18 protein-coding genes are annotated in these 19,614 nt (G+C 59.1%); 13 read left to right on the top strand and 5 right to left on the bottom strand.

Annotated features, from left to right (window positions below; genetic code table 11):
• The first annotated feature begins 55 nt into the window (after window positions 1-55).
• From ACNYC6_RS01180 to ACNYC6_RS01190, 3 genes are all read left to right on the top strand, one after another.
• Window positions 56-1,522 carry a nucleobase:cation symporter-2 family protein gene (locus ACNYC6_RS01180; protein ID WP_419710697.1) on the top strand — a complete coding sequence of 489 codons (1,467 nt, stop codon included), beginning with the start codon at window positions 56-58 and terminating at the stop codon, window positions 1,520-1,522.
• A 61-nt stretch (window positions 1,523-1,583) separates the two neighbouring features.
• Window positions 1,584-2,057: an LEA type 2 family protein gene (locus ACNYC6_RS01185; protein WP_419710698.1), complete on the top strand. Its 474-nt coding sequence runs from the start codon at window positions 1,584-1,586 to the stop codon at window positions 2,055-2,057.
• Window positions 2,058-2,084: 27 nt separating this feature from the next.
• On the top strand, window positions 2,085-2,630 hold the full coding sequence (locus ACNYC6_RS01190) for a GNAT family N-acetyltransferase (protein ID WP_419710699.1): 546 nt from the start codon (window positions 2,085-2,087) through the stop codon (window positions 2,628-2,630).
• A 98-nt stretch (window positions 2,631-2,728) separates the two neighbouring features.
• Here the strand turns inward: ACNYC6_RS01190 and ACNYC6_RS01195 are convergent, their stop codons facing one another.
• Window positions 2,729-3,652, bottom strand: a complete 924-nt coding sequence (locus ACNYC6_RS01195) for a carbon-nitrogen hydrolase family protein (RefSeq protein WP_419710700.1) — start codon at window positions 3,650-3,652, stop codon at window positions 2,729-2,731.
• Between the two features lie 84 nt (window positions 3,653-3,736).
• Here ACNYC6_RS01195 and ACNYC6_RS01200 point away from each other — a divergent pair, with 84 nt between their 5' ends.
• The gene (locus ACNYC6_RS01200; protein WP_419710701.1) at window positions 3,737-4,645 is read left to right on the top strand and encodes a LysR family transcriptional regulator; all 909 of its coding nucleotides are present in this window, start codon (window positions 3,737-3,739) and stop codon (window positions 4,643-4,645) included.
• 3 nt (window positions 4,646-4,648) lie between these two features.
• Here the strand turns inward: ACNYC6_RS01200 and ACNYC6_RS01205 are convergent, their stop codons facing one another.
• Entirely contained in the window at window positions 4,649-4,903 is a 255-nt protein-coding gene (locus tag ACNYC6_RS01205; RefSeq protein WP_419710702.1) for a hypothetical protein, read from the bottom strand.
• Window positions 4,904-5,066: 163 nt separating this feature from the next.
• On the opposite strand from ACNYC6_RS01205, the gene ACNYC6_RS01210 reads away from it, so the two are divergent.
• The gene (locus tag ACNYC6_RS01210; protein WP_419710703.1) at window positions 5,067-5,384 is read left to right on the top strand and encodes a DUF883 family protein; all 318 of its coding nucleotides are present in this window, start codon (window positions 5,067-5,069) and stop codon (window positions 5,382-5,384) included.
• 63 nt (window positions 5,385-5,447) lie between these two features.
• Here the strand turns inward: ACNYC6_RS01210 and ACNYC6_RS01215 are convergent, their stop codons facing one another.
• Window positions 5,448-6,488 (bottom strand): Ldh family oxidoreductase, encoded by a 1,041-nt coding sequence (locus ACNYC6_RS01215; RefSeq protein ID WP_419710704.1) that lies wholly within the window; start codon window positions 6,486-6,488, stop codon window positions 5,448-5,450.
• A 219-nt stretch (window positions 6,489-6,707) separates the two neighbouring features.
• On the opposite strand from ACNYC6_RS01215, the gene ACNYC6_RS01220 reads away from it, so the two are divergent.
• Complete coding sequence (locus tag ACNYC6_RS01220; protein WP_419710705.1) at window positions 6,708-11,528, top strand: dermonecrotic toxin domain-containing protein; 4,821 nt, start codon at window positions 6,708-6,710, stop codon at window positions 11,526-11,528.
• A gap of 218 nt (window positions 11,529-11,746) precedes the next feature.
• The gene (locus ACNYC6_RS01225) at window positions 11,747-12,751 is read left to right on the top strand and encodes a FecR family protein (protein ID WP_419710706.1); all 1,005 of its coding nucleotides are present in this window, start codon (window positions 11,747-11,749) and stop codon (window positions 12,749-12,751) included.
• Between the two features lie 57 nt (window positions 12,752-12,808).
• On the opposite strand, the gene ACNYC6_RS01230 is transcribed toward ACNYC6_RS01225, so the two are convergent.
• The gene (locus ACNYC6_RS01230) at window positions 12,809-15,154 is read right to left on the bottom strand and encodes an acylase (protein WP_419710707.1); all 2,346 of its coding nucleotides are present in this window, start codon (window positions 15,152-15,154) and stop codon (window positions 12,809-12,811) included.
• A 247-nt stretch (window positions 15,155-15,401) separates the two neighbouring features.
• On the opposite strand from ACNYC6_RS01230, the gene ACNYC6_RS01235 reads away from it, so the two are divergent.
• The gene (locus ACNYC6_RS01235; RefSeq protein WP_419710708.1) at window positions 15,402-15,773 is read left to right on the top strand and encodes a fe2+ zn2+ uptake regulation protein; all 372 of its coding nucleotides are present in this window, start codon (window positions 15,402-15,404) and stop codon (window positions 15,771-15,773) included.
• A gap of 54 nt (window positions 15,774-15,827) precedes the next feature.
• On the opposite strand, the gene ACNYC6_RS01240 is transcribed toward ACNYC6_RS01235, so the two are convergent.
• Entirely contained in the window at window positions 15,828-16,016 is a 189-nt protein-coding gene (locus ACNYC6_RS01240) for a hypothetical protein (RefSeq protein ID WP_338580734.1), read from the bottom strand.
• A 158-nt stretch (window positions 16,017-16,174) separates the two neighbouring features.
• On the opposite strand from ACNYC6_RS01240, the gene ACNYC6_RS01245 reads away from it, so the two are divergent.
• The 5 genes from ACNYC6_RS01245 (at window position 16,175) to ACNYC6_RS01265 (ending at window position 19,488) form a co-directional block, all read left to right on the top strand.
• On the top strand, window positions 16,175-16,315 hold the full coding sequence (locus tag ACNYC6_RS01245; protein ID WP_170948656.1) for a hypothetical protein: 141 nt from the start codon (window positions 16,175-16,177) through the stop codon (window positions 16,313-16,315).
• 217 nt (window positions 16,316-16,532) lie between these two features.
• On the top strand, window positions 16,533-16,979 hold the full coding sequence (locus ACNYC6_RS01250; protein ID WP_338580733.1) for a DUF411 domain-containing protein: 447 nt from the start codon (window positions 16,533-16,535) through the stop codon (window positions 16,977-16,979).
• Window positions 16,979-17,413 (top strand): YqaA family protein, encoded by a 435-nt coding sequence (locus ACNYC6_RS01255; protein ID WP_419713054.1) that lies wholly within the window; start codon window positions 16,979-16,981, stop codon window positions 17,411-17,413. The genes ACNYC6_RS01250 and ACNYC6_RS01255 overlap by 1 nt, the downstream gene beginning before the upstream one ends.
• An 82-nt stretch (window positions 17,414-17,495) precedes the next feature.
• On the top strand, window positions 17,496-18,524 hold the full coding sequence (locus tag ACNYC6_RS01260; protein WP_419710709.1) for an alpha/beta fold hydrolase: 1,029 nt from the start codon (window positions 17,496-17,498) through the stop codon (window positions 18,522-18,524).
• A gap of 10 nt (window positions 18,525-18,534) precedes the next feature.
• Window positions 18,535-19,488, top strand: a complete 954-nt coding sequence (locus ACNYC6_RS01265) for a D-2-hydroxyacid dehydrogenase family protein (RefSeq protein WP_419710710.1) — start codon at window positions 18,535-18,537, stop codon at window positions 19,486-19,488.
• Window positions 19,489-19,614: the final 126 nt, after the last annotated feature.

Below are 19,614 nucleotides of genomic sequence, written 5' to 3' on the forward strand. Positions count from 1 at the left end.
GCATCCTGCGCCTCCTTTTTCTGACCCGGCCCCGCCTCCCGGCACGCATACCACCATGACTTCCCCTGAAAAAACCTCGCGCCACAACGACCTGATCTATGGCCTCAACGACCGCCCTCACCTGACGGCTACCGTGTTCGCCGCCCTGCAACACGTACTCGCCAGTTTCGTCGGCATCATCACGCCGACGTTGATCATGGGCAGCGCCCTGGGCCTGCAAAGCGAAATTCCGTATCTGATCAGCATGGCGCTGTTCGTCTCGGGACTGGGCACCTTCGTTCAGGCGCGGCGCTTCGGTCCTGTCGGTTCAGGATTGCTGTGCCTGCAAGGCACCAGTTTCTCGTTCATCAGTGTGATCCTCAGTGCCGGCTTCATGGTCAAGGCCCGGGGTGGCGACACCGATGCAATCCTCTCGACGATCTTCGGCGTGTGCTTTTTCGCCGCGTTCATCGAAGTGGTGTTAAGCCAGTTCATCGGCAAACTGCGCATGCTGATCACCCCGGTGGTGACCGGCACCATCATCACGTTGATGGGCTTGTCGCTGATCAAAGTCGCGATGACCGACATCGCCGGTGGCTTCGGCGCTCCTGACCTGGGCGCGGCCAGTCACCTGGGGCTGGCGGCATTGGTACTGGGGACCATCGTGGTATTGAATCGGGTGGACGTGCCGTTCCTGCGCCTGGGAGCGATTGTCATCGGCCTGACCCTCGGCTACGTCGTCGCCTGGCTGCTGGGCCACGTCGACTTCGCCAGCCTGCCCGCCGTGCCGCTGATGAGCGTGCCGGTACCGTTCAAATACGGTTTCTCCTTCGATTGGGTAGCGTTCGTGCCGGTGGCGGTGATTTTCCTGGTGTCGCCACTGGAAGCCGCCGGCGACCTGACCGCCAACTCGATGATTTCCCGGCAACCGGTCAAAGGCCCGATCTACATCCGCCGGATCAAATCCGGATTGCTCGCCGACGGCCTCAACTCGGCGATGGCGGCGGTGTTCAACAGCATGCCAATGGTCACCTTCGCCCAGAACAACGGCGTGATTCAGTTGACCGGTGTGGCCAGTCGTTACGTGGCGTTTTTCATCGGCGGTTTGTTGGTGGTGTTGGGGCTGTTCCCGATGATTGGCGCGGTGCTGCAACTGATGCCGAAACCGGTGCTCGGTGGCGCCGAGTTGGTGATGTTCGGCACCGTGGCCGTGGCCGGAATCAAGATCCTCGCCGAAGCCGGTCTGCATCGGCGCAACATGCTGATCGTGGCGATTTCCCTCGGTATGGGCCTGGGCGTTGCCGTTGTTCCGGAAGTCTTGCGTGAACTGCCGAAGGCGTTGCACAACATTTTCGAATCGCCGATCACTGTGGGCGCGTTGTGTGCGATTGTGCTGAACATCTTCCTGCCGGAAGAATTCATCGAGTTGGAAGAAGACGACTTCGATCCTGAAGCGTCGATTTTGCAGGTCATGGAAAACCCGGATATCCCGGCCAAGGGTGAACCCGCCAGGCCTGCGGTTGTCGCACAGTTGAACCGCTAGACAAACGCTCAAGGGCCGAGCCGCTGGCGGTTCAGCCCTTTTTACTGGTGAGAGCACGTTCATGCGCAGCATCCACGCCGTTGTCCTTTCCCTCCTGTTGCTCGCGCTGAGTGCCTGCGCATTGTTGCCGAATCGCGATCCGCTGAACATCAACGTGGTCGGCATTGAGCCCCTGCAAAGCCAGGACATGGAAATCCGCTTTGCCGTGAAGATTCGCGTGCAGAACCCCAATGAAAGCTCGATCAGCTTCAACGGTGTGTCCCTGGACCTGGACATCAACGGCCAACCCTTCGCCTCCGGGGTCAGCGATGAATCAGGCTCGATTGCGCGCTTCTCCGAAACGGTGTTGACGGTGCCGGTCAGCGTGTCGGCGTTCTCGGTGCTGCGCCAGACCTTCGGCCTGAGCCAGGTGCAAACCCTGAACAACATGCCCTACGTCCTGCGTGGCAAACTCGCCGCAGGCTTGTTCGGCACAATGCGATTCGTCGATAGTGGCAAGCTCAGCCTGCCGGGACCCACCACCGGCAACCGGTAAGACTGATTCAAGGCGCTGCAAAAAAACATGGACGCCATACCCACGCTGTACACCGAACGCCTGATCCTGCGCCCGCTGGAACTGGCCGATGCCGAGGCCATTCAACAACAGTTCCCGCATTGGGAAGTGGTGCGCTATCTGAACGCTTTCGTGCCATGGCCCTATCCCGCTGACGGCGCGTTGACTTATCTGCGCGAAATTGCCCTGCCAGCGATTGCCCGTGGCGAGGAATGGCATTGGTCGATTCGACTGAAAACAGCGCCCGACCAGTTGATCGGCAATGTCAGCCTGATGACCGAGCAGGACAACAACCGTGGTTTCTGGCTCGGCCCGCAATGGCAAGGTCAGGGTTTGATGACGGAGGCCAGCGAAGCTGTCACCCGATACTGGTTCGAAACCCTCGGTGGTGATGTGCTGCGCGTGCCGAAAGCGGCGCCGAACATTGGCTCGCGCAGACTTTCCGAACGCACCGGCATGCGCTTGATCGGTACCGGAGAAGATAACTTCGTCGGTGGCAGATTCCCGAAAGAAATCTGGGAAATCACCCGTGAAGAGTGGCTCCAGCAGCACTGAAAAACCAATGTGGGAGCTAGCCTGCCAGCGATAACGGTGTGTCAGTTGCCGTAGAAGCTGGCTGACACGCCATCGCTAGCAGGCTAGCTCCCCCAGGGTTATGAAGTGAACCTTACGCCCGGCCTGGCCCGCTCATCCACCGTCAACTCGAACACATCCGGCCGTGCATAGTGCCCGACCACGTCGTAGTCGTAACGGGCACGAATCAGGTCATCGGTGTCAATTTCAGCGGTCAGTAAACCTGGACCTCCACGCAGCGGACCGGCCAGGACATCGCCCATCGGCCCGACAATTACACTGCCACCGGCAATCAACGGCCGATCTGCTGGCCAGTTGGCAACCTCGATACCCAAAGCCTGCGGCGAGTCCTGAACCTGACAGGCGCTGACCACAAAGCAGCGTCCCTCGTGGGCGATGTGACGCATGCTCACCTGCCACATCTCGCGCTCGTCCACCGTCGGCGCGCACCATACTTCTACGCCTTTGGCGTACATCGCCGTGCGCAGCAGCGGCATCATGTTTTCCCAGCACACCACTGCGCCGATCCGCCCGACCTGGCTGTCGATCACCGGCAAGGTGGAACCATCACCCTTGCCCCAAATCAGCCGCTCAGTACCGGTCGGCATCAGTTTGCGGTGCTTGCCCACCAGACCGGCCTGCGGATCGAAATACAACGCGGTGCAGTACAACGTACTGCCGGACCGCTCAATGACGCCGATCACCAGGTTGGCGCCGGTCCGTGCCGAGAGCCCCGCCAACGCCTCGGTTTCGGCACCTGGCACGTCGATGGCATTTTCGAAATAGCGGGCAAAGGCCTCGCGTCCTTCCGGCAGCCGATAACCCAATTGCGTGCCGAACCCCTCACCTTTCGGATAACCACCGAGCAACGCCTCAGGCATCACCACCAGTGCGGCAGCGGATTCGATGATCGCGCTTTCATACGACAGGATCTGTTCCAGCGTCTCGACCTTGCCACCGGGCAAGGCGCCGATTTGCAGTGCGGCAACAATTGACTTGGGCATCGCAGTAACTCCGTTTGCATCAGGTGTTGCTGATTCTCCGGCGTCAAGGGATCATGAATAAAGCCCCATTTACTGCTGAATGATATGAACCTGATGAATATCGCCGACATCGATCTCAACCTGCTGAAAGTCTTCGAAGCGCTCCATGAGGAATCCAGTGCCAGCCGCGCAGCCCTGCGCCTCGGGGTCACACAATCGGCAGTCAGCGCAGCGTTGCGTCGGTTGCGTGAGGTGTATGGCGATCAATTGTTTGTACGCACGGGTCGCGGCCTCGCGCCGACGCTCAAGGCCAATCAACTCAAACCGGTGGTCAGCGACGCACTGAACAAATGCCGGCAGAGCCTGGCCATGGTCGATCCCGGCGCCAGCCATTACGACGGGCGCTCCGTGACGGTAGGCATGTCGGATGATTTCGAGATTGCCTACGGCCGGCGTTTGATCGAGGAGGTCGCCCGCAGCGCGCCCAATCTGCGCCTGATCTTTCGCCAGACCCACAGCCAGATCGTCGCCCAGGCGCTGATGGAGCGCAGCATCGACCTGGCGATTACCGCCGGCGGCTTTGCCGAACGCCTGCTCAGTCGTCAGGTGTTGGGGGAAGGGAGTTACGCGTGTCTGGTCGACCCGCTCAGCCTGGCCGCCGGTCAACAAAGCATCAGCCTTGAAGAATTTGTAACCCGCGAACATATTTTGGTGTCGTCAGGAGGCTTTATCGGCATTACCGACGAGGGCCTGGCGGCGTTGGGGTTGAGTCGGCGGGTTTGTGCCTCGACCACGCATTTCGCAGCATTGCCGCATCTGCTCAAGGGCAGTCAGGCAGTGGCGACCATTCCGGCCCATGCCGCCAGCAGCATCGCGGCGTTCAGTGGCTTGGCGCTGCTGCCCTGCCCTTTGGCATTGCCGCGCTACCCGATCGAACTGGGCTGGCGCACCAGTACTCAACTCGATCCGGTGGTGTTGAAAGTGCGTGAGGCCATTGTCGCGAGTTTTGCCTAGGCGTTACTTGTTGGCGGCCATCAGGCGATTGACTTCACTGCGCACCATGTTCGAGAACTCGGGCGGCGACATGCCGTCCAGCTCGGTGCGGACCCACTCGGCCCATTTGCCCTTGCGTTTGGCCCGCTCGCCGAACAACCGTGCAGCTTCGCCCTTGGCTTTGCCCAGGTTGTTTTGCCAGAGTTCGAACAGTCGGGATTTTTCATCTTCAAGCGCAGCGCGCTCGGCAAGGGGTTTGTCGGCCAGATTGAAGCTCATGGGAATTTCCTGCTGCGTGAAATAGGCGACATCTTACACTGTAGGACGAAACGTCCTGCGCTGGATTTCTTCGGGATTGCGCCAGAACGTTAAGTCGCTGCAACTTTTTCAATCGCTGCGCACTCCATTGTTCACTGTCCACTTACCTGCAAGGAGTACTTCAATGGCCCGGAAAACCGCCGCCCAAGCCGCCGAAGATCAAATCAAGGATCTGGCCTTCAGCGAACTTCAATCCCTGATAGAAGAGTCGGAAAAACTGCTGAAAAGCAGCGCTTCACTGGTCGGTGAGGAAGCCGAGACACTCCGTGGACAAATCGCCCAGAAACTCCAGCAGGCCCGGGACTCGGTAACCAGCGTGCGTGACCGAACCCTGCCTGCGGTCGAAGCCACCGAAACCTACATCGGCGGTCATCCATGGCAAACCGTGGCGGTTTCCGCCGGTTTTGGTCTGGTGGTCGGTTTGTTGTTGGCTCGACGCTAAACGTTACCAGCGCTTAATGAAAAACCTGTGGGAGCGGGCTTGCCCGTTCCCACAGGTGTTGTGTCAGCCGCCCGCCAACTCCCGCAAATTCGCCAGCGTCGCCTCATCCAGCGCAATGCCATTGGCTTGCGACTTGGTACGTTGAGAATGACGTCGATCACCCGGCAATCGCTTGAGCCCCACGCCGTGCATCTGCCGCACCAACTCCTGGCTGCGCTCGGCAAAGCTCTGCCCGGCGGCTTTGCCCGGATCGATCACAATCAGCAACTGGCCGGTCCACGGTGTCTTCGCGCCCGGATGATTCTTCCAGTCGAACTCGAAAGAAAAATTGCCTCCAGTCAACGCTGCGGCCAACAGCTCCACCATCATCGACAGCGCCGAGCCCTTGTGCCCGCCAAACGGCAACAACGCGCCGCCTTCCAGAATCGCTTTCGGGTCCTGGGTCGGCTGACCGAGGCCGTCGACGCCCATGCCCGGTGGCAACCGCTCACCCTTGCGCGCGGCAATCTGCACATCGCCATGGGCAATGGCGCTGGTGGCCAGATCGAACACAATCGGCTCGCCGTCGGCACGCGGCGCGGCAAAGGCAATGGGGTTGGTGCCGAACAACGGCCGATCGGCACCGTGGGGTACAACACAAGTCATGCTGTTGACCACACTGAGCGCCACCAGCCCTTCATAGGCAAAGGGCTCGACGTCCGGCCACAACGCGGCGAAATGGTGCGAATTGCGGATCGCCAGGACCGCAATGCCGGCGCTGCGGGCCTTTTCCACCAACAATGCCCGCGCGGCGGCAAGCGCCGGTTGCGCGAAACCGTTGTCGGCATCGACCCGAACGAAGCCGGAGGCCACGTCCTCAATCACCGGAACAGCCTTGCCGTTCACCCAACCGCTCTTCAGGGTCGAAACATAACCGGGAATGCGAAACACCCCGTGACTGTGCGCACCGTCGCGTTCGGCGCCGGCGCAGTTTTGTGCCAGCACCCGAGCGACATCGGCCGAAGTGCCGTGACGCAGGAAGATCTTCTCAAGCAATGCCGTCAATTCAGCCAGGGACAGGTTTTGCGAGACAGCAGTAGACACATGATCGTGTGGCGCAGACATCTGAAGCTCCAGACTAATTATTGGAGGGGGCAACAGCGTATGTAGACCGCCGATTAACAACGCGCGGCGAGTGCGCTGTCAACCCTTCGATGGCACCTGTTTGCACGAACATGGGCTTGCCGTGCGTTAACTATCTACCGCCCATGCCTTGGCCCCGACTTTTAGTCTCGATGCTCCATCCATTGGCACTCTGCGCCGTGCCTTGCTCGAGACTCGACAATGCCTCAATCCCCTGCACCACTGTTTTTCCCCGAAGCCCTGCAGTCCCCCGGCCTTTGGGCTGAACTGGGCAAAACCCACGGGTTGACGCGAAAGGATTTTGAATGGTTCCAGCACATTGAACTGGCCACCCAGACCCTGCGCAATCAACAGTCGCCACCGATGCTCGCCGAAAGAATTCTACTCGGCACTGCCGACGAGGAACCGGTGCCCCTGGCGGGCAGTTTCGTGCTGAGCCCCTCTCCGGAAACTGACGGGGTGATTGTCTACACCCCCTACGGCGGTATCCAGAAGTATTACAGCCGCGCTGCCTTGACCGAACAGTGGGTACAGCGACTGAGCGACGCATCCGAGGACGACAGCCTGCTCGCCTTCATGTCCCTCGCCCGGCGCAAGATGCTGGCGGCAGCCACCCGCATCAAGGTGATCTATCAGACGATCGATGGCGATGTATTCGAAGACCAGAGCGCCGCCATCGGCAGTAACCGGAGCCTGGACGACCAGGCAATGATCGACGAACTGATTGCGCTACCGTCCCTCACTTCGCTGCTCGACACAGTACTTGGCGAGTTACTGGCACCTGCGTTTCCAGGGCTCGACCAACGTCGGACCCAAGTCAATTTTTACGCATCTTCCACTGCCGACCCAATAGACAAACCCGTTCGACACTGGGTCAACTCCCTGTCATTGAGCGCTGCGGCTCTGTCGTATTACCGCGATCAGCAATGGCCGGCCGGTCAGCACGTCGAGTTTTCCCACCCGCAAAAAACCGCAGCAAGTACCGATCAGCAACGCTGGGACGGCGCAGTCAAATCCGCTTCTGCAAAGTTGTTCAGTTTGCTGTCGGCGCAACTGGAGCACTTCTGGAGCGCGGCCAGCGCCGACGGTGCGTCACGCCGGGAATTCTTCGCCAGGGCCATTCGTGAACAGGCACGAGCAGAGCTTCTGCTCAAACGTGAGGCTGAGATCATCACTCCCGAACAGAGCTCGGTCCTGCACACACTGATTGAACCGGCTTCCGGTGTTGCTCGTAGCCCAACCCTGGAGACCGTGCGCCTGTGGGAACACCCAGCCAACAATGTAGAACTGGCGGGCTCGCTGATGATCAGCCACGTCAATGCCTGTCTCTACACCCCCACCCACGGGCTACAGGTGCTCAAGGACTACCAGGACTTGAAAGACACTTTGCGCAGCAAATTCAGCGCGGCCGGTCACGAAGACGAACTCTACGGCCTGCTGAGCCTGGACGAGCGCAACCGCTTTATCGCTTTCCACCAACCCCATGTCACCGGGGAAGTGATTTCAGGGTCGATCTTCAAAACCCTGTTTGAAGCGATCATCGTCAAACAACAACAAAACCTGGAATACGTGCTTCAGCTGTTGCGTTTCAGCGATGACGCCGTAGATATCCATGCCTTGTTCGACAAGGCGCTGGATATACGTTCCATGATCAACGAGCGGTTGCTGGAGCTGCAGGCTGGCGGACGCTGGAGTACCCGGCCCGTGCTGTCCGGCAGGCAAACCCCATCCATGGTTCTTGCTGATACCGCAGCGGCGTTCGTCAAGACTTTCAGCGACGTCGAGTCGCTGATCAGCACTGAATTTGCTGCACAGCCCTTGACCACGCTGGCACTGCAAAAGGTCTATCTGGAAAACATGAAATCACGCCTGGCTCATGCGCTTGCCGTCGGTGTGCAGGGAGAGGCGCGTCTGCGGGTACTCGGCTCGACGTTGCGCGACGCAGACCGGGCGATTGTCGACACCGTGTTCAACCCTGACCAACCGGAACGCGACAATCGAAGCGCCCTCAACGGGTTCCGACCCGACGCCTACTCGTTGATCCTGGCGTGTTCCGGTCAGGCTAGTGTCCTGCCGCTAGCCAATTGCTTCCTGTTGACTGAGCGCGGAGGCCTGGACGTCCAGCATTCGGGGCGAGCCCTGCTATGGACCCCGGCAACGGGGCTGGAGGTTTTCAGTGGCGTTGACAACGCAAGGCAGGAACTGGTGCGGCGCTTGCAAAACCCTCGAAAACGCCTGCAGTTGCTGGAAAACCTCATTCCTGCACAGCGACAGTTTCACCAACGCTATTCATTGAGTTCATTGCGACTGATTGAAGGCAATGTTTTGCGCAATCTGACGCAATCAGCCATCGAGCATTTTCTGGCTGGCTGCGAATACGTGCGTTCGCTAGCACTCACTGCGGCGCAAAAACACAGCGCGTTAAACAAACTGGCGCAAACCCCCATCGACAGTAATTTGCGCAGAGCCATGCAGCTGTCGCAAGCCGTCGCCCGCCAACACGCCTTGCCGGCCTGGCTAGGCATGGCACCGGTAGAAGCACAGCAGTTGCACCTCGAACTACTGCAGCAGTACCTCAATAACGTCAGCGAAGACAAAGACTATCTCAGCGGCCTGCCAACCTTGCCGGCGTACGTTCACGATACGCTGCTGACCTTGCTTCGTAGCCGCTTCCCCGGAGCCGCTACCGGGCCGGACGACATCGAAATAGTCCCCGATCCGGCCTTGGCGGGGCCATCGCTGAGCCTGACCGAGCTCGCGCTGAATCCTGCCGGCATTACCGAGGGTTCGGGGTTCAGCATCCGTTCGAAAACCACTGCCGCCCTTCCGGCGAGCCTCGATCAAAACGCTGTCCGACAGCTCTTGTCGTCACTGGATATCCAGGCCGGATTCGCAAAAAAAATAGTCGACCGCCTTTCAGAGGATAGCGATGAGGCCAAGGACCGGTGCTTGCGCTTCATTCGGCAGTTGCCCTGGCAGCTGATGCAGCATGCCCACGCCCTGCACCTTCAACAACGACTGTCCGCGGCGGCATTCGACTTGATCCAACAAGTCCTGGACATGCCCGACGACATTGCCCGGGCGGCGGTGCAAGGCGCCCACGCCATCATGCGTCCGTTGGCGCTGATCAAGACTGCAGGCGCAACGGCCGTCAACGCACTGGGCCTTTACCTGATCGGCCCGCGGGCCGGACATAAAGGCCCACAGATCCTCTATGCGCCTTATCACACAAGATCGCTTTTCACCGAGTTCGACAGCGAGACCCGCCTGCTCGCCGCGGTCCATGCCCCGGGTCCGTTGCAGGATCTGGTGATTCGCCGTCTGCCCAAAAATCAACAATCGGTGTTCCGCCACTTGCTCCAGCCCACCGTCGATCAATCGATCGAGATCACCCTTGCCTCCAACCCCATCGACGGCAACCTGTTGACCCGATTGTTCAGCGACAACTCAAAGCTGCTGGAGCACCTACTGGGCAGTCTGTCGTCGACGTCGCTCCAGTCGGACTGGAGCACAGTTGCCAACGTGTTCAGTTCCGGAATCAAACGGATTGCAGGCGTAATACCGGGCAAACTGGCCTACGCGCAGTTTCTGTGGCAAAGCTTCAAAGACGCCGAGGCCTCCGCCGAGGACCTGCAGGATCACCACTGGAAACGCGCACTAGAGGAATTTATCGCCGGTGCCGTGCAACTCATCTCGATGGGGCGGCTGTCGCTGGAAGGGTCGATTGAAGCTTCGTCGGTGTCTGCCGAAACCGCACCTGTGGCGAGGGTAGTGAAAGACCCGCGCTGGGCGAAAATCCAGCCGACCGCGCCGATCCGCACGCTGCAACAACCGTTCGAAGCCCCGAACGTTGCCTTGAAAGATCTGACCCGCCAGCCTGACGAAGGCACTTTTCTCGACCCGCTCAGTCAACATCGATTCGCGGCTGTCGCCGGAAAAGTCTACCGCGTCGACAAACCCGGCGCGGTCTTGCAACTGAACAATGCCGGCAAGACAGGACCTTCCTTGCTGATGGCGCCAGGCGGGCAACAGGTGATGGACCTTGATACGCATACCGTGCACTTCGGCAAGGCCTTATCGAAGATGCATAATCAGTATGCCGCCGACCAGGAAGTCAACCGGGCGCTGAACATTGAAGCACGGGGCATGGCTGCCATTCGCCTTTTGCAACCGGAAAGGGCGCGTCAGATCGTGCGGGCCATCGACATGGCACGTTTTTATGCGTTCAACAGCCTGCACAATCTGGCGAAACCCCGGCCGCTTGTACCGGGCACACGGCTCAATACCTTCCTCAAAGCATTCTTTGATGTGCCCGACGTTAGCGCGCAACTGATCGAAAAAATCAAAAAAGCCATTGTTCCCGTCTGCAACGCCCTGGTGGACCCGAATGAGGACTTCATGAACACCGAGCGTTTTGTCATCGGTTCCAATCGATTCCCGAACGCCAACATGATTGCCTTCGTAGTGGACAAGGATGCGCGCAAGGTCGTGCATTTCACCGAGAAGTTTTTCGATCAGCAACTCGAGTGGTACAAGTCGTGCCTGACCGAGCCTTTCGATGTCGACGCCCACAGCCAGGCGTCCACCTTGATTCACGAGTTTTCCCACCTTTATTCAGATTCCCTGGACATTGCGTCACTGGAAGCACGTCGCCCTTTCACCGACCTCGTTGCACCCACGACCGCCTATGGCGCGGCCATGAAAAATACTCAACAGGTGTTTCAGCGCGAGGCACTGTCACTGGCAACACCGCCAACGGAACTCTTCGCCCGCTGGAGTGGCGCTGCGCAAGCCTGGGTCGGCCTGGACAGCATTGTCAGCACCGAGCACGTGGGCAAGGCGATCCTCAAAATTACCGGCTGCACCACAATGGCCGGGGCGCGCACGGCTTTTTTCGATCCACTCAAAGCGGACGCGCGGATTGACGTCATCTTGCGCAATGCCGACTCGATTGCCTTTTTGATCGGTCAAATGGGCCGGCAACTGGACCCCGTTCCGGTGGAGTCCGGTCAACACGTCTGATGGAGCCTCGAAAATGCGCAGAACCGCTGTTCTGCGCAGCTATAAGGCAAATAGAGAACTTTTTGATCAAATTTTCACGCTGACTGTGAATACTGCTGCCCGTTGGCGTGTTTCTCGACAGCACGCAAAAATAAATACACTTTGATGGGTAATTGCCATGACCGATGTTCTCGGCGACGGCCCCTCAAGGTTAGAATGGCGGAAATCAGGATGAGTCAATGACCGACCACTCTCTCTCCCAAGACGAATACGACGCCATCACCGATGCCGCAGCGCACTGGTGCATGCGTCTGCACGCCGATGACTGCAGCGCGCAGGAGCGTGTGGCCTTCGAGCAGTGGCTGGCTGCTGACCCGCTTCACGCGTTCGAATACCAGGCGATGCTCGAAATCTGGGATGTTGCGGGGGATCTGCCTCGTCCCGAGCCTATCGCCGTGCCAATGGTGCCGGCAAAACACCAGACGCCATGGCGCACCTTCGGCATGGCCGCTGCCGTGTGTGCATTGGCGTTGCCGCTGGCGGCCTATAGCGGCTGGAACCTCGGCTGGCTGCCCAATTCGTACCAGCATTTCGAAACGACCAATAATGTGCGTCAAGTCACGTTGAATGACGGCAGCAAGGTCGAGTTGAACCTGGGCACGGAACTGACCTACAGCAACTACAAGGACCAACGTCGGATCACCCTGAAAAAAGGCGAAGCTTTCTTCAGCGTCACCCACGACACCAGCCACCCGTTCGTGGTCAAGGCTGCCGAAGGCAAGATTCGCGTCACTGGGACCAAATTCAACGTCTGGATGTACGAAGACCAGGTGAAAGTGAACCTGATCGAAGGTTCGGTGCTGGTCAGCAGCAATGATGATTTGCCGGGGGACGGCTTGAGGCTCGGTCCATCGATGCAGGCAAGCTACGGCCGTGGCGACTACATTCCGCGGATCCGCCAGACCTACGACAACGACAACTCACTGGCCTGGCTCAATGGCAAACTGGTGCTGGACGATCTGGCGCTGAGCGAGGCGCTGCCGTTGATCAATCGTTACCTGGCAACGCCGTTGATGGTGGCCGACAACAGCACCGGTGCGATCCGTATCGGCGGCATCTACAACATCAAGGAACTCAACACCCTGGTGACGAACCTTCCCAAGGTGCTGCCGGTTTACCTGACCCGCAACGAAGAGGGCAACCCGGTCCTCAACTCCATTCCGCAAAAACCTCCAAAAAGCTAATAAGGCCGCAACCCTTGTGGGGTGCGGCCTTCTTCTGTCTCTCAAACACTCATCACATTATTGCGCCGCAACCTTCGCGGCCTTCTCGTCCTGTTCGCGGATCGTCAGGTTCTGGTATTGCGGATCGGACTTGATCTGCTGCTCGGTAAAGGGCAACACACTCAATTGTTTCTTCGAAAACGCCAGCGTCTGGTCCCGCGAGTATTTCGAGGCCGGGTCACTGGACAGCGAGAACGCCAGCAGCCCTTTGGCCTGCGGTCCCTTGTCATCGAAGGTCACGACTTGCAGATAACTGGTGCCGCTGACCACTTCACGCTTGCCGTCGGTTCTCGGCACGCTCTGGATTGCGTTGTAGACGCCCAAAGTCCCCGGCCCACCGTGAATCGGCGTTTGCTGTCCACCGCTGCTGACCACCTGGATGTCACCCCAGCGGCTGTCTTTTTTCAGCCCTGAAGCATTGACCTGCTCCACCGACGCGAGCATTGCCTGACGCAGCGCCTGCGCCACTTCCGGTCGGTCGACCGCCAGGCCGCGCGGCGTGTGTTGCGGGTCTTTCGGATCGAACGCCACACGCCACACATCCGGGGCTTGTTCCAGAGGTTCCATGACATTCTGGAAATGCACGAAGCCCAGCCCACTGTCGAGATTCGCCTTCCGGTCCCAAGCCTTGAGACTGGCGCACAGCGGTGCCAGTGTTTTTGCATCGCCGCCCAAACCGTCCGCGCAGAATTGCAGCAGATCCGGCATGACTTGCGCGGCCTGATACACCTGATCGTCCATCACCATGTGTTGCAGATCCGCCGCTCCCAGCGGGCCGGCCTTGGCCAAGGTGTTCAGGCGATCCAGGGCGAAACGCGAGCGCAGGCCCAATGGCTGACTGTCCTGGCTGATCAATGGCGAGAAGCCGGTCAACGGTTGCGCCGGGTTGGCCATCCACGCCGAATCGTTGGAGTGCTGCACAAAATCCTTGCGCAACAATTGCGGCAGTTTATCCGCCGCATAAATGCCCTTCTGCGCGGCTTGCGGGTCGATGTCCCACGCGCAGGCGCTGTTGGAGCCATCGAGGACGATCATCTGCAAGCCGATCCGTGGATCGCTGCACTGAGCCAGTTTCTCGGCACTCACGTTCGGCACCACCGACAGGTTCATGTATAGCGTTTGCCCTTTGTCGTCCGCCGCCAGCGTGTTGACCCACGGGATGCCCTGGATTTTGTGGACGCTGTCCTGGAAATCCTTGAGATTTTTGGCGCGATTCATCGCGTACCACTGTTGCAGGACGCGGTCGTTATCAAGGTTGGCGTCGCGCAGGCTGTAGGCAAACTGGTTGTCCCAGTCCAGTTTGCCGGGCCACTGCACGATCGGGCCGAATTGCGAGCTGTACACATCATGGGAAACCGCTTTCACCGAACCGTCCGGCTGCTTCACGTCGACCGTCAGCGTTTGCTTGTCCATCGGCAAGGACTTGCCGTCGAGCAGGTAACGGGTTGGATCCTTGGGGTCCAGTTGCAGGCGGTACAGGGTGAAATGCTTGGACGAGTCCACGGTGTGGGTCCAGGCCAGGTGCTGGTTGAAACCGATGTTGATCATCGGCAGGCCCGGCAACGCGGCGCCCATCACATCCAGTTTGCCGGGAATGGTCAGGTGCATCTGATAAAAACGCATGCCGCCGACCCACGGAAAATGCGGATTGGCCAGCAACATGCCGCGGCCGTTGAAGGAGCGGTCACTGCCCACCGCCACGGCATTGCTGCCGCGGTCCAGGGCAAAACGCTGCATGCGCATGTCCGCCACCTGGAACGCCGTCTGCTTGCCGATGCTTGCGGCGACAGCGGCCGGCGGCGTAGCACCCGCCAACGCCTCGGCAAACTGCCCGACGCCACCTTCTACCAACAGACGGCGAGTCAATTTGACCAGATCCATTGCGGTGATTTCACGCACCCAGTCGCCCTGGCACTGTTGCGGCAGACCCTGTTCACGACGTTCCGCCAGCGCGCGGTTGTAACCGGCCACATAGCCTTCCACCCGCTCACGCACTTCAGGGATTTGTGCCTGCCAGAACCCGGCAACGGCTTGCGGCGTGTTCAACCAGGTGAAAAACAGATCGCTGAGTTGGTTCTGACGCTCTTCGACCGTCAGTTGATCCGGGCCGAAAAACCGTGAGCGTTGACCGTTCACCGTGGCGATCTCATTAGCCAACAAACACAGGTTATCCTGAGCGTAGGCATAGCCGATTCCGTAACCGAGCCCGCGCTCGTTCTCGGCACGAATGTGCGGCACGCCGAAACTGGTCCGGCGGATATCGGCACTGGCCTGCTCAGGCTGGCTGCGCGCGTTCGCCGCAAGACTCAGCCCCAGAAACATACCTGCCAGGCTCAACCTGGTTAACTGGCTGGAAATAATCACACTCGCTCCTGATCGAAAAACGATGGTCACAGTTCTGCGTACAAACCACGCACTGCGCATCCTTCTAGGGACGAAGCAAACGATGAAAATTTAGGAGATTGGAGCGCGGAGCAGCGACGTCTGACAGACCAATGACGCAATGACGACAAAATTTCTACATTTAAATCTTCATGATTTGCGTCGCTCATACGTCTTGTTATGTAAGAGCGCCCATTTTTCCGATCAGGCTCTGAAAAGGAGTTTTGCCATGTACAACTCGCAACTGCCAACGGACGGTAGCAAAGCGCCAAAGGGCACCGCCCTTGGAGTCGGTGTATACGAGCAGCCCACCGAACTTCACGGCAACGAGCGGATTCGCTTCCTGCTTAAAAGCTTTGGCCTGCGAACCAGTCTGATTCGTCTGAAAGTCATCGATGCCCTGCTGACGGCCGCTGAAAACGACCGCAGCCTGGGTGTGCGTGGTGTACACACTCATTTGCTGGAACTGGATATTCCCCTGTCCTTCCTGAGTGTGCGCGAAGTGTTGAAGCGTCTATGCAGCGAAGGCGTGATCGTGCTCAACGCCGACAAAAGCTACAGCCTGGACCCGCGGGCCGCGGCCGTTCTGCACCACCACTGACCAATTGCGGGGCAAGCGCCTGAGCGTCAGGGCTCAGGGCTCAGGGCTCAGGGCTCAGGGCTTGACCTTGCGACGTATCACGCCGTTGATTACCACCACGACCACCGCTACGCCGATGGCGATGTACTGGAACTGTTTTTCGCTGATGACGCCGGTATTCTGCAAATACGACAGGCCAAACATGATCCCGAGTACCGCCAGGGCGATCAGAATCGAATATTTCAAACGTTGCGACTGGGTCATTGGCAGTTCCTGAATCTGAATAAATGTATCCGCTTTGTATCCGAATGCATGCCAAGCCCCTACCGTATTTCGGGGATGGACCACTGCAAACGGGGTCTCATGTTACAGCCGATGAAGAGTTTTGGCTTCACTGCGGCGATAACCATGAGGAGTTACAAATGTTGCGTCGAATCACACTGCTGATTCCCCTGCTGGCCCTGCTGTCCCTGAGCGGCTGCATCGTTTTCCCCCACGGCGGCTGGCACCATGACCGTCATTACGATGATCGTGGTGGACCCGGATACTACCCGCATCGATAAATCGCTGACTGCTGCAGCGATCACTCTGAAGCAGCGGGCGAAGCCTGCTGCTTCAGACCTGACAAACTTGTAATGCTCCCCTCATCTGCCTGACAGCCTTGATCTATGATCATAGGGCTGCGCAGCGCTGTAGCAATTTGAAACACACCGTGAATGCCTGCCCGGAAAAACCGGTCAGAATGCGTTTTTTCGCCTGCAATCCGAGACCCATTCCGACATGCGAACCCCTCTGCGTCTGGCTGCCTTGAGCGCCCTGTTCATTTCCTCCCTGGCCCAGGCCGCCGACCTGATCCCGATCGAAGTTCACCGCGACGCCAATTGCGGTTGTTGCAAAAAATGGATCACTCACCTGGAGGCCAACGGCTTCAAGGTCGAGGACCATGTCGAAGCCAACATGAGCGAATTCAAGCAACAACACGGCGTGCCACCGCGGCTGGCGTCGTGCCATACCGGTTTGATCAACGGCAAATTCGTCGAAGGCCATGTACCTGCCGATCAAGTGCTGGCCCTGAGCAAACGCGATGACCTGCTGGGTGTGGCCGCTCCGGGCATGCCCATGGGCTCGCCGGGCATGGAAATGGACGGCATGAGCGATGCCTACCAAGTGATCGGCCTGAAGAAGGACGGCACTGACGTGGTCGTGGCGGACTACCCTGCCCATTGATTTTCGGCGCCTACATCGGCTTGTTTCTCGCGGCATTTGGCGCCGCGACATTGTTGCCTCTGCAATCCGAAGCAGTGCTCGTCGGGCTGCTGCTCAGCGACAAATACTGGCTGTGGTCGCTGCTGGCCGTGGCGACGCTGGGCAATGTCCTCGGCTCACTGGTGAACTGGTGGCTGGGGCGAGCCATCGAGCGCTTCCGTGACCGACGCTGGTTTCCGGTCAGCCCGGACCATCTGGAAAAAGCCCGGATTCACTATCAACGCTATGGTCATTGGTCGCTGCTACTCAGCTGGCTGCCTGTGATCGGCGACCCGCTGACCCTGGTCGCCGGCGTGATGCGTGAACCGCTGGGGCGTTTCCTGCTGATCGTTACCGTGGCCAAGGGCGCCCGATATGGCGTACTGGCCTTGGCCACTTTGGGCTGGATGGGTTGAACCAACCGTTGTGGCGATTGCCTGTTTAATGTCGCCCTAATCAAGCCGATCCAGCATCGGCGGATTTCCAATGGAGTTCTCTATGCCCTTCACCCTTCCCCGCTGGCTGCCTGGCCTGCTGCTGACCGCCGCCCTGCCTGTTATCGCGCACGCCGAAGGTCCGGCATACGGTCCCGAGCTGCAAGGTTTCGAGTACCCCTACACGGTCAAGCATTTCGCCTTCCAGTCCCAGGGCAAAGCCCTGCAAATGGGTTACATGGACGTCGCCGCCCATGGCAAGGCCAACGGCCGCAGCGTGGTGTTGATGCACGGCAAGAATTTCTGCGGTGCAACCTGGGAAACCTCGATCAAAGCGCTGAGCGACGCCGGTTACCGGGTTATCGCTCCGGACCAGATCGGTTTCTGCACCTCCAGCAAGCCTGATCACTATCAGTACACGTTCCAGCAACTGGCGAGTAACACTCAACAATTGCTCAAGGCGCTCGGCATCCAGAAGGCCACCCTGCTCGGCCACTCTACCGGCGGCATGCTCGCCACCCGCTATGCCCTGCAATATCCCGAACAGGTCGAACAATTGGCACTGGTCAACCCGATCGGCCTGGAAGACTGGAAAGCCCTCGGCGTGCCGTATCGTTCGGTGGATCAATGGTACGAGCGCGAGCTGAAACTCAATGCTGAAGGCATCCGCAATTACGAGCGCAACACCTATTACGGCGGGCGCTGGAAGCCGGAATTCGATCGTTGGGTGGACATGCTCGCCGGCCTCAACAAAGGCACGGGGCATACACAGGTCGCATGGAACTCGGCGCTGATCTACGACATGATCTTCACCCAACCGGTGTACTACGAATTCCAGCACCTGAAGATGCCGACCCTGTTGCTGATCGGCACGTCCGACACCACGGCCATCGGCAGTGATATCGCCTCGCCCGAGGTCAAGGCGAAAATCGGTCACTACGACGTTCTTGGCAAACAAGTGGCAAAACTGATTCCCCAGTCGACACTGGTCGAATTCCCCGGCATGGGCCACGCCCCGCAGATGGAAGAACCGGCGCAGTTTCACCAGGCGTTGCTTGACTGGCTGAACAAAACCAACCCCGTGCGTGAATGAGGTAAGGCTGATGGCGGTGCAGATTGCAGTGATTGACGATTGGCAGGATGTCGCCCGAAACGTGGTCGACTGGTCGCTGCTGGAAGACATTGGCCAAGTGAGTTTCATCCACGATTACCCGGCCGACAATGAAGCACTGGCGCAACGCCTTGGCGACTTTGAAGTGATTTGCGTGATGCGTGAGCGCACCCGATTCGACGCAGAGCTGCTGGCGCGCTTGCCGAAACTCAAGTTGTTGGTGACCGGGGGCATGCGCAACTTCGCCCTCGACTTGAGCGCGGCAAAAGCGCTGGGCATTCAGGTGTGCGGCACCGACAGCTACAAACACGCGGCACCGGAATTGACGTGGGCGCTGATCATGGCCGCGACCCGCAACCTCGTGGCCGAAGCCAATGCCCTGCGCGCAGGTCAATGGCAACAAGGCCTGGGTGGCGATCTGCATGGCAAGACTCTGGCCATCCTCGGTTTGGGCAGCATCGGCCAGCGAGTTGCGCAATTCGGCCAGGTGTTCGGCATGCGCGTGATCGCCTGGAGTGAAAACCTCACCGCCGAGCGGGCCGGGCAAGTCGGCGTGACCTACGTCAGTAAACAAGAACTGTTCGAACAGGCTGACGTGTTATCCGTCCATCTGGTCCTCAGCGACCGCTCCCGTGGTTTGGTGGACGCCGAGGCCTTGAGCTGGATGAAGCCCACCGCGCTGCTGGTCAACACCGCACGCGGGCCGATCGTCGATGAAGCCGCGTTGATCAAGGCCTTGCAGAAACAACGTCTGGCCGGCGCGGCACTGGATGTTTTCGAAGTCGAGCCGTTGCCACCGCATCATCCGTTCCGGACGCTGGAGAATGTGCTGGCCACACCGCATGTCGGGTATGTCAGCCAGCAAAATTATCATTTGTTCTTTTCGCAGATGATTGAGGACATCAAGGCTTGGTCCGCCGGTGAACCGATTCGTGTATTGAGCTGATACCGCATCATCATTCATCGCTAGCAGGCTAATTCCCACAGGGATTTTCAGCAGCTCAACAGTGGAAGCGAGCCTGCTCGCGATGAGACCAGTCCAGACAACACACCTTCAGAATCCCGCACCGCA

The organism is Pseudomonas sp. NFX224, assembly GCF_048565165.1.
Lineage (GTDB): Bacteria > Pseudomonadota > Gammaproteobacteria > Pseudomonadales > Pseudomonadaceae > Aquipseudomonas.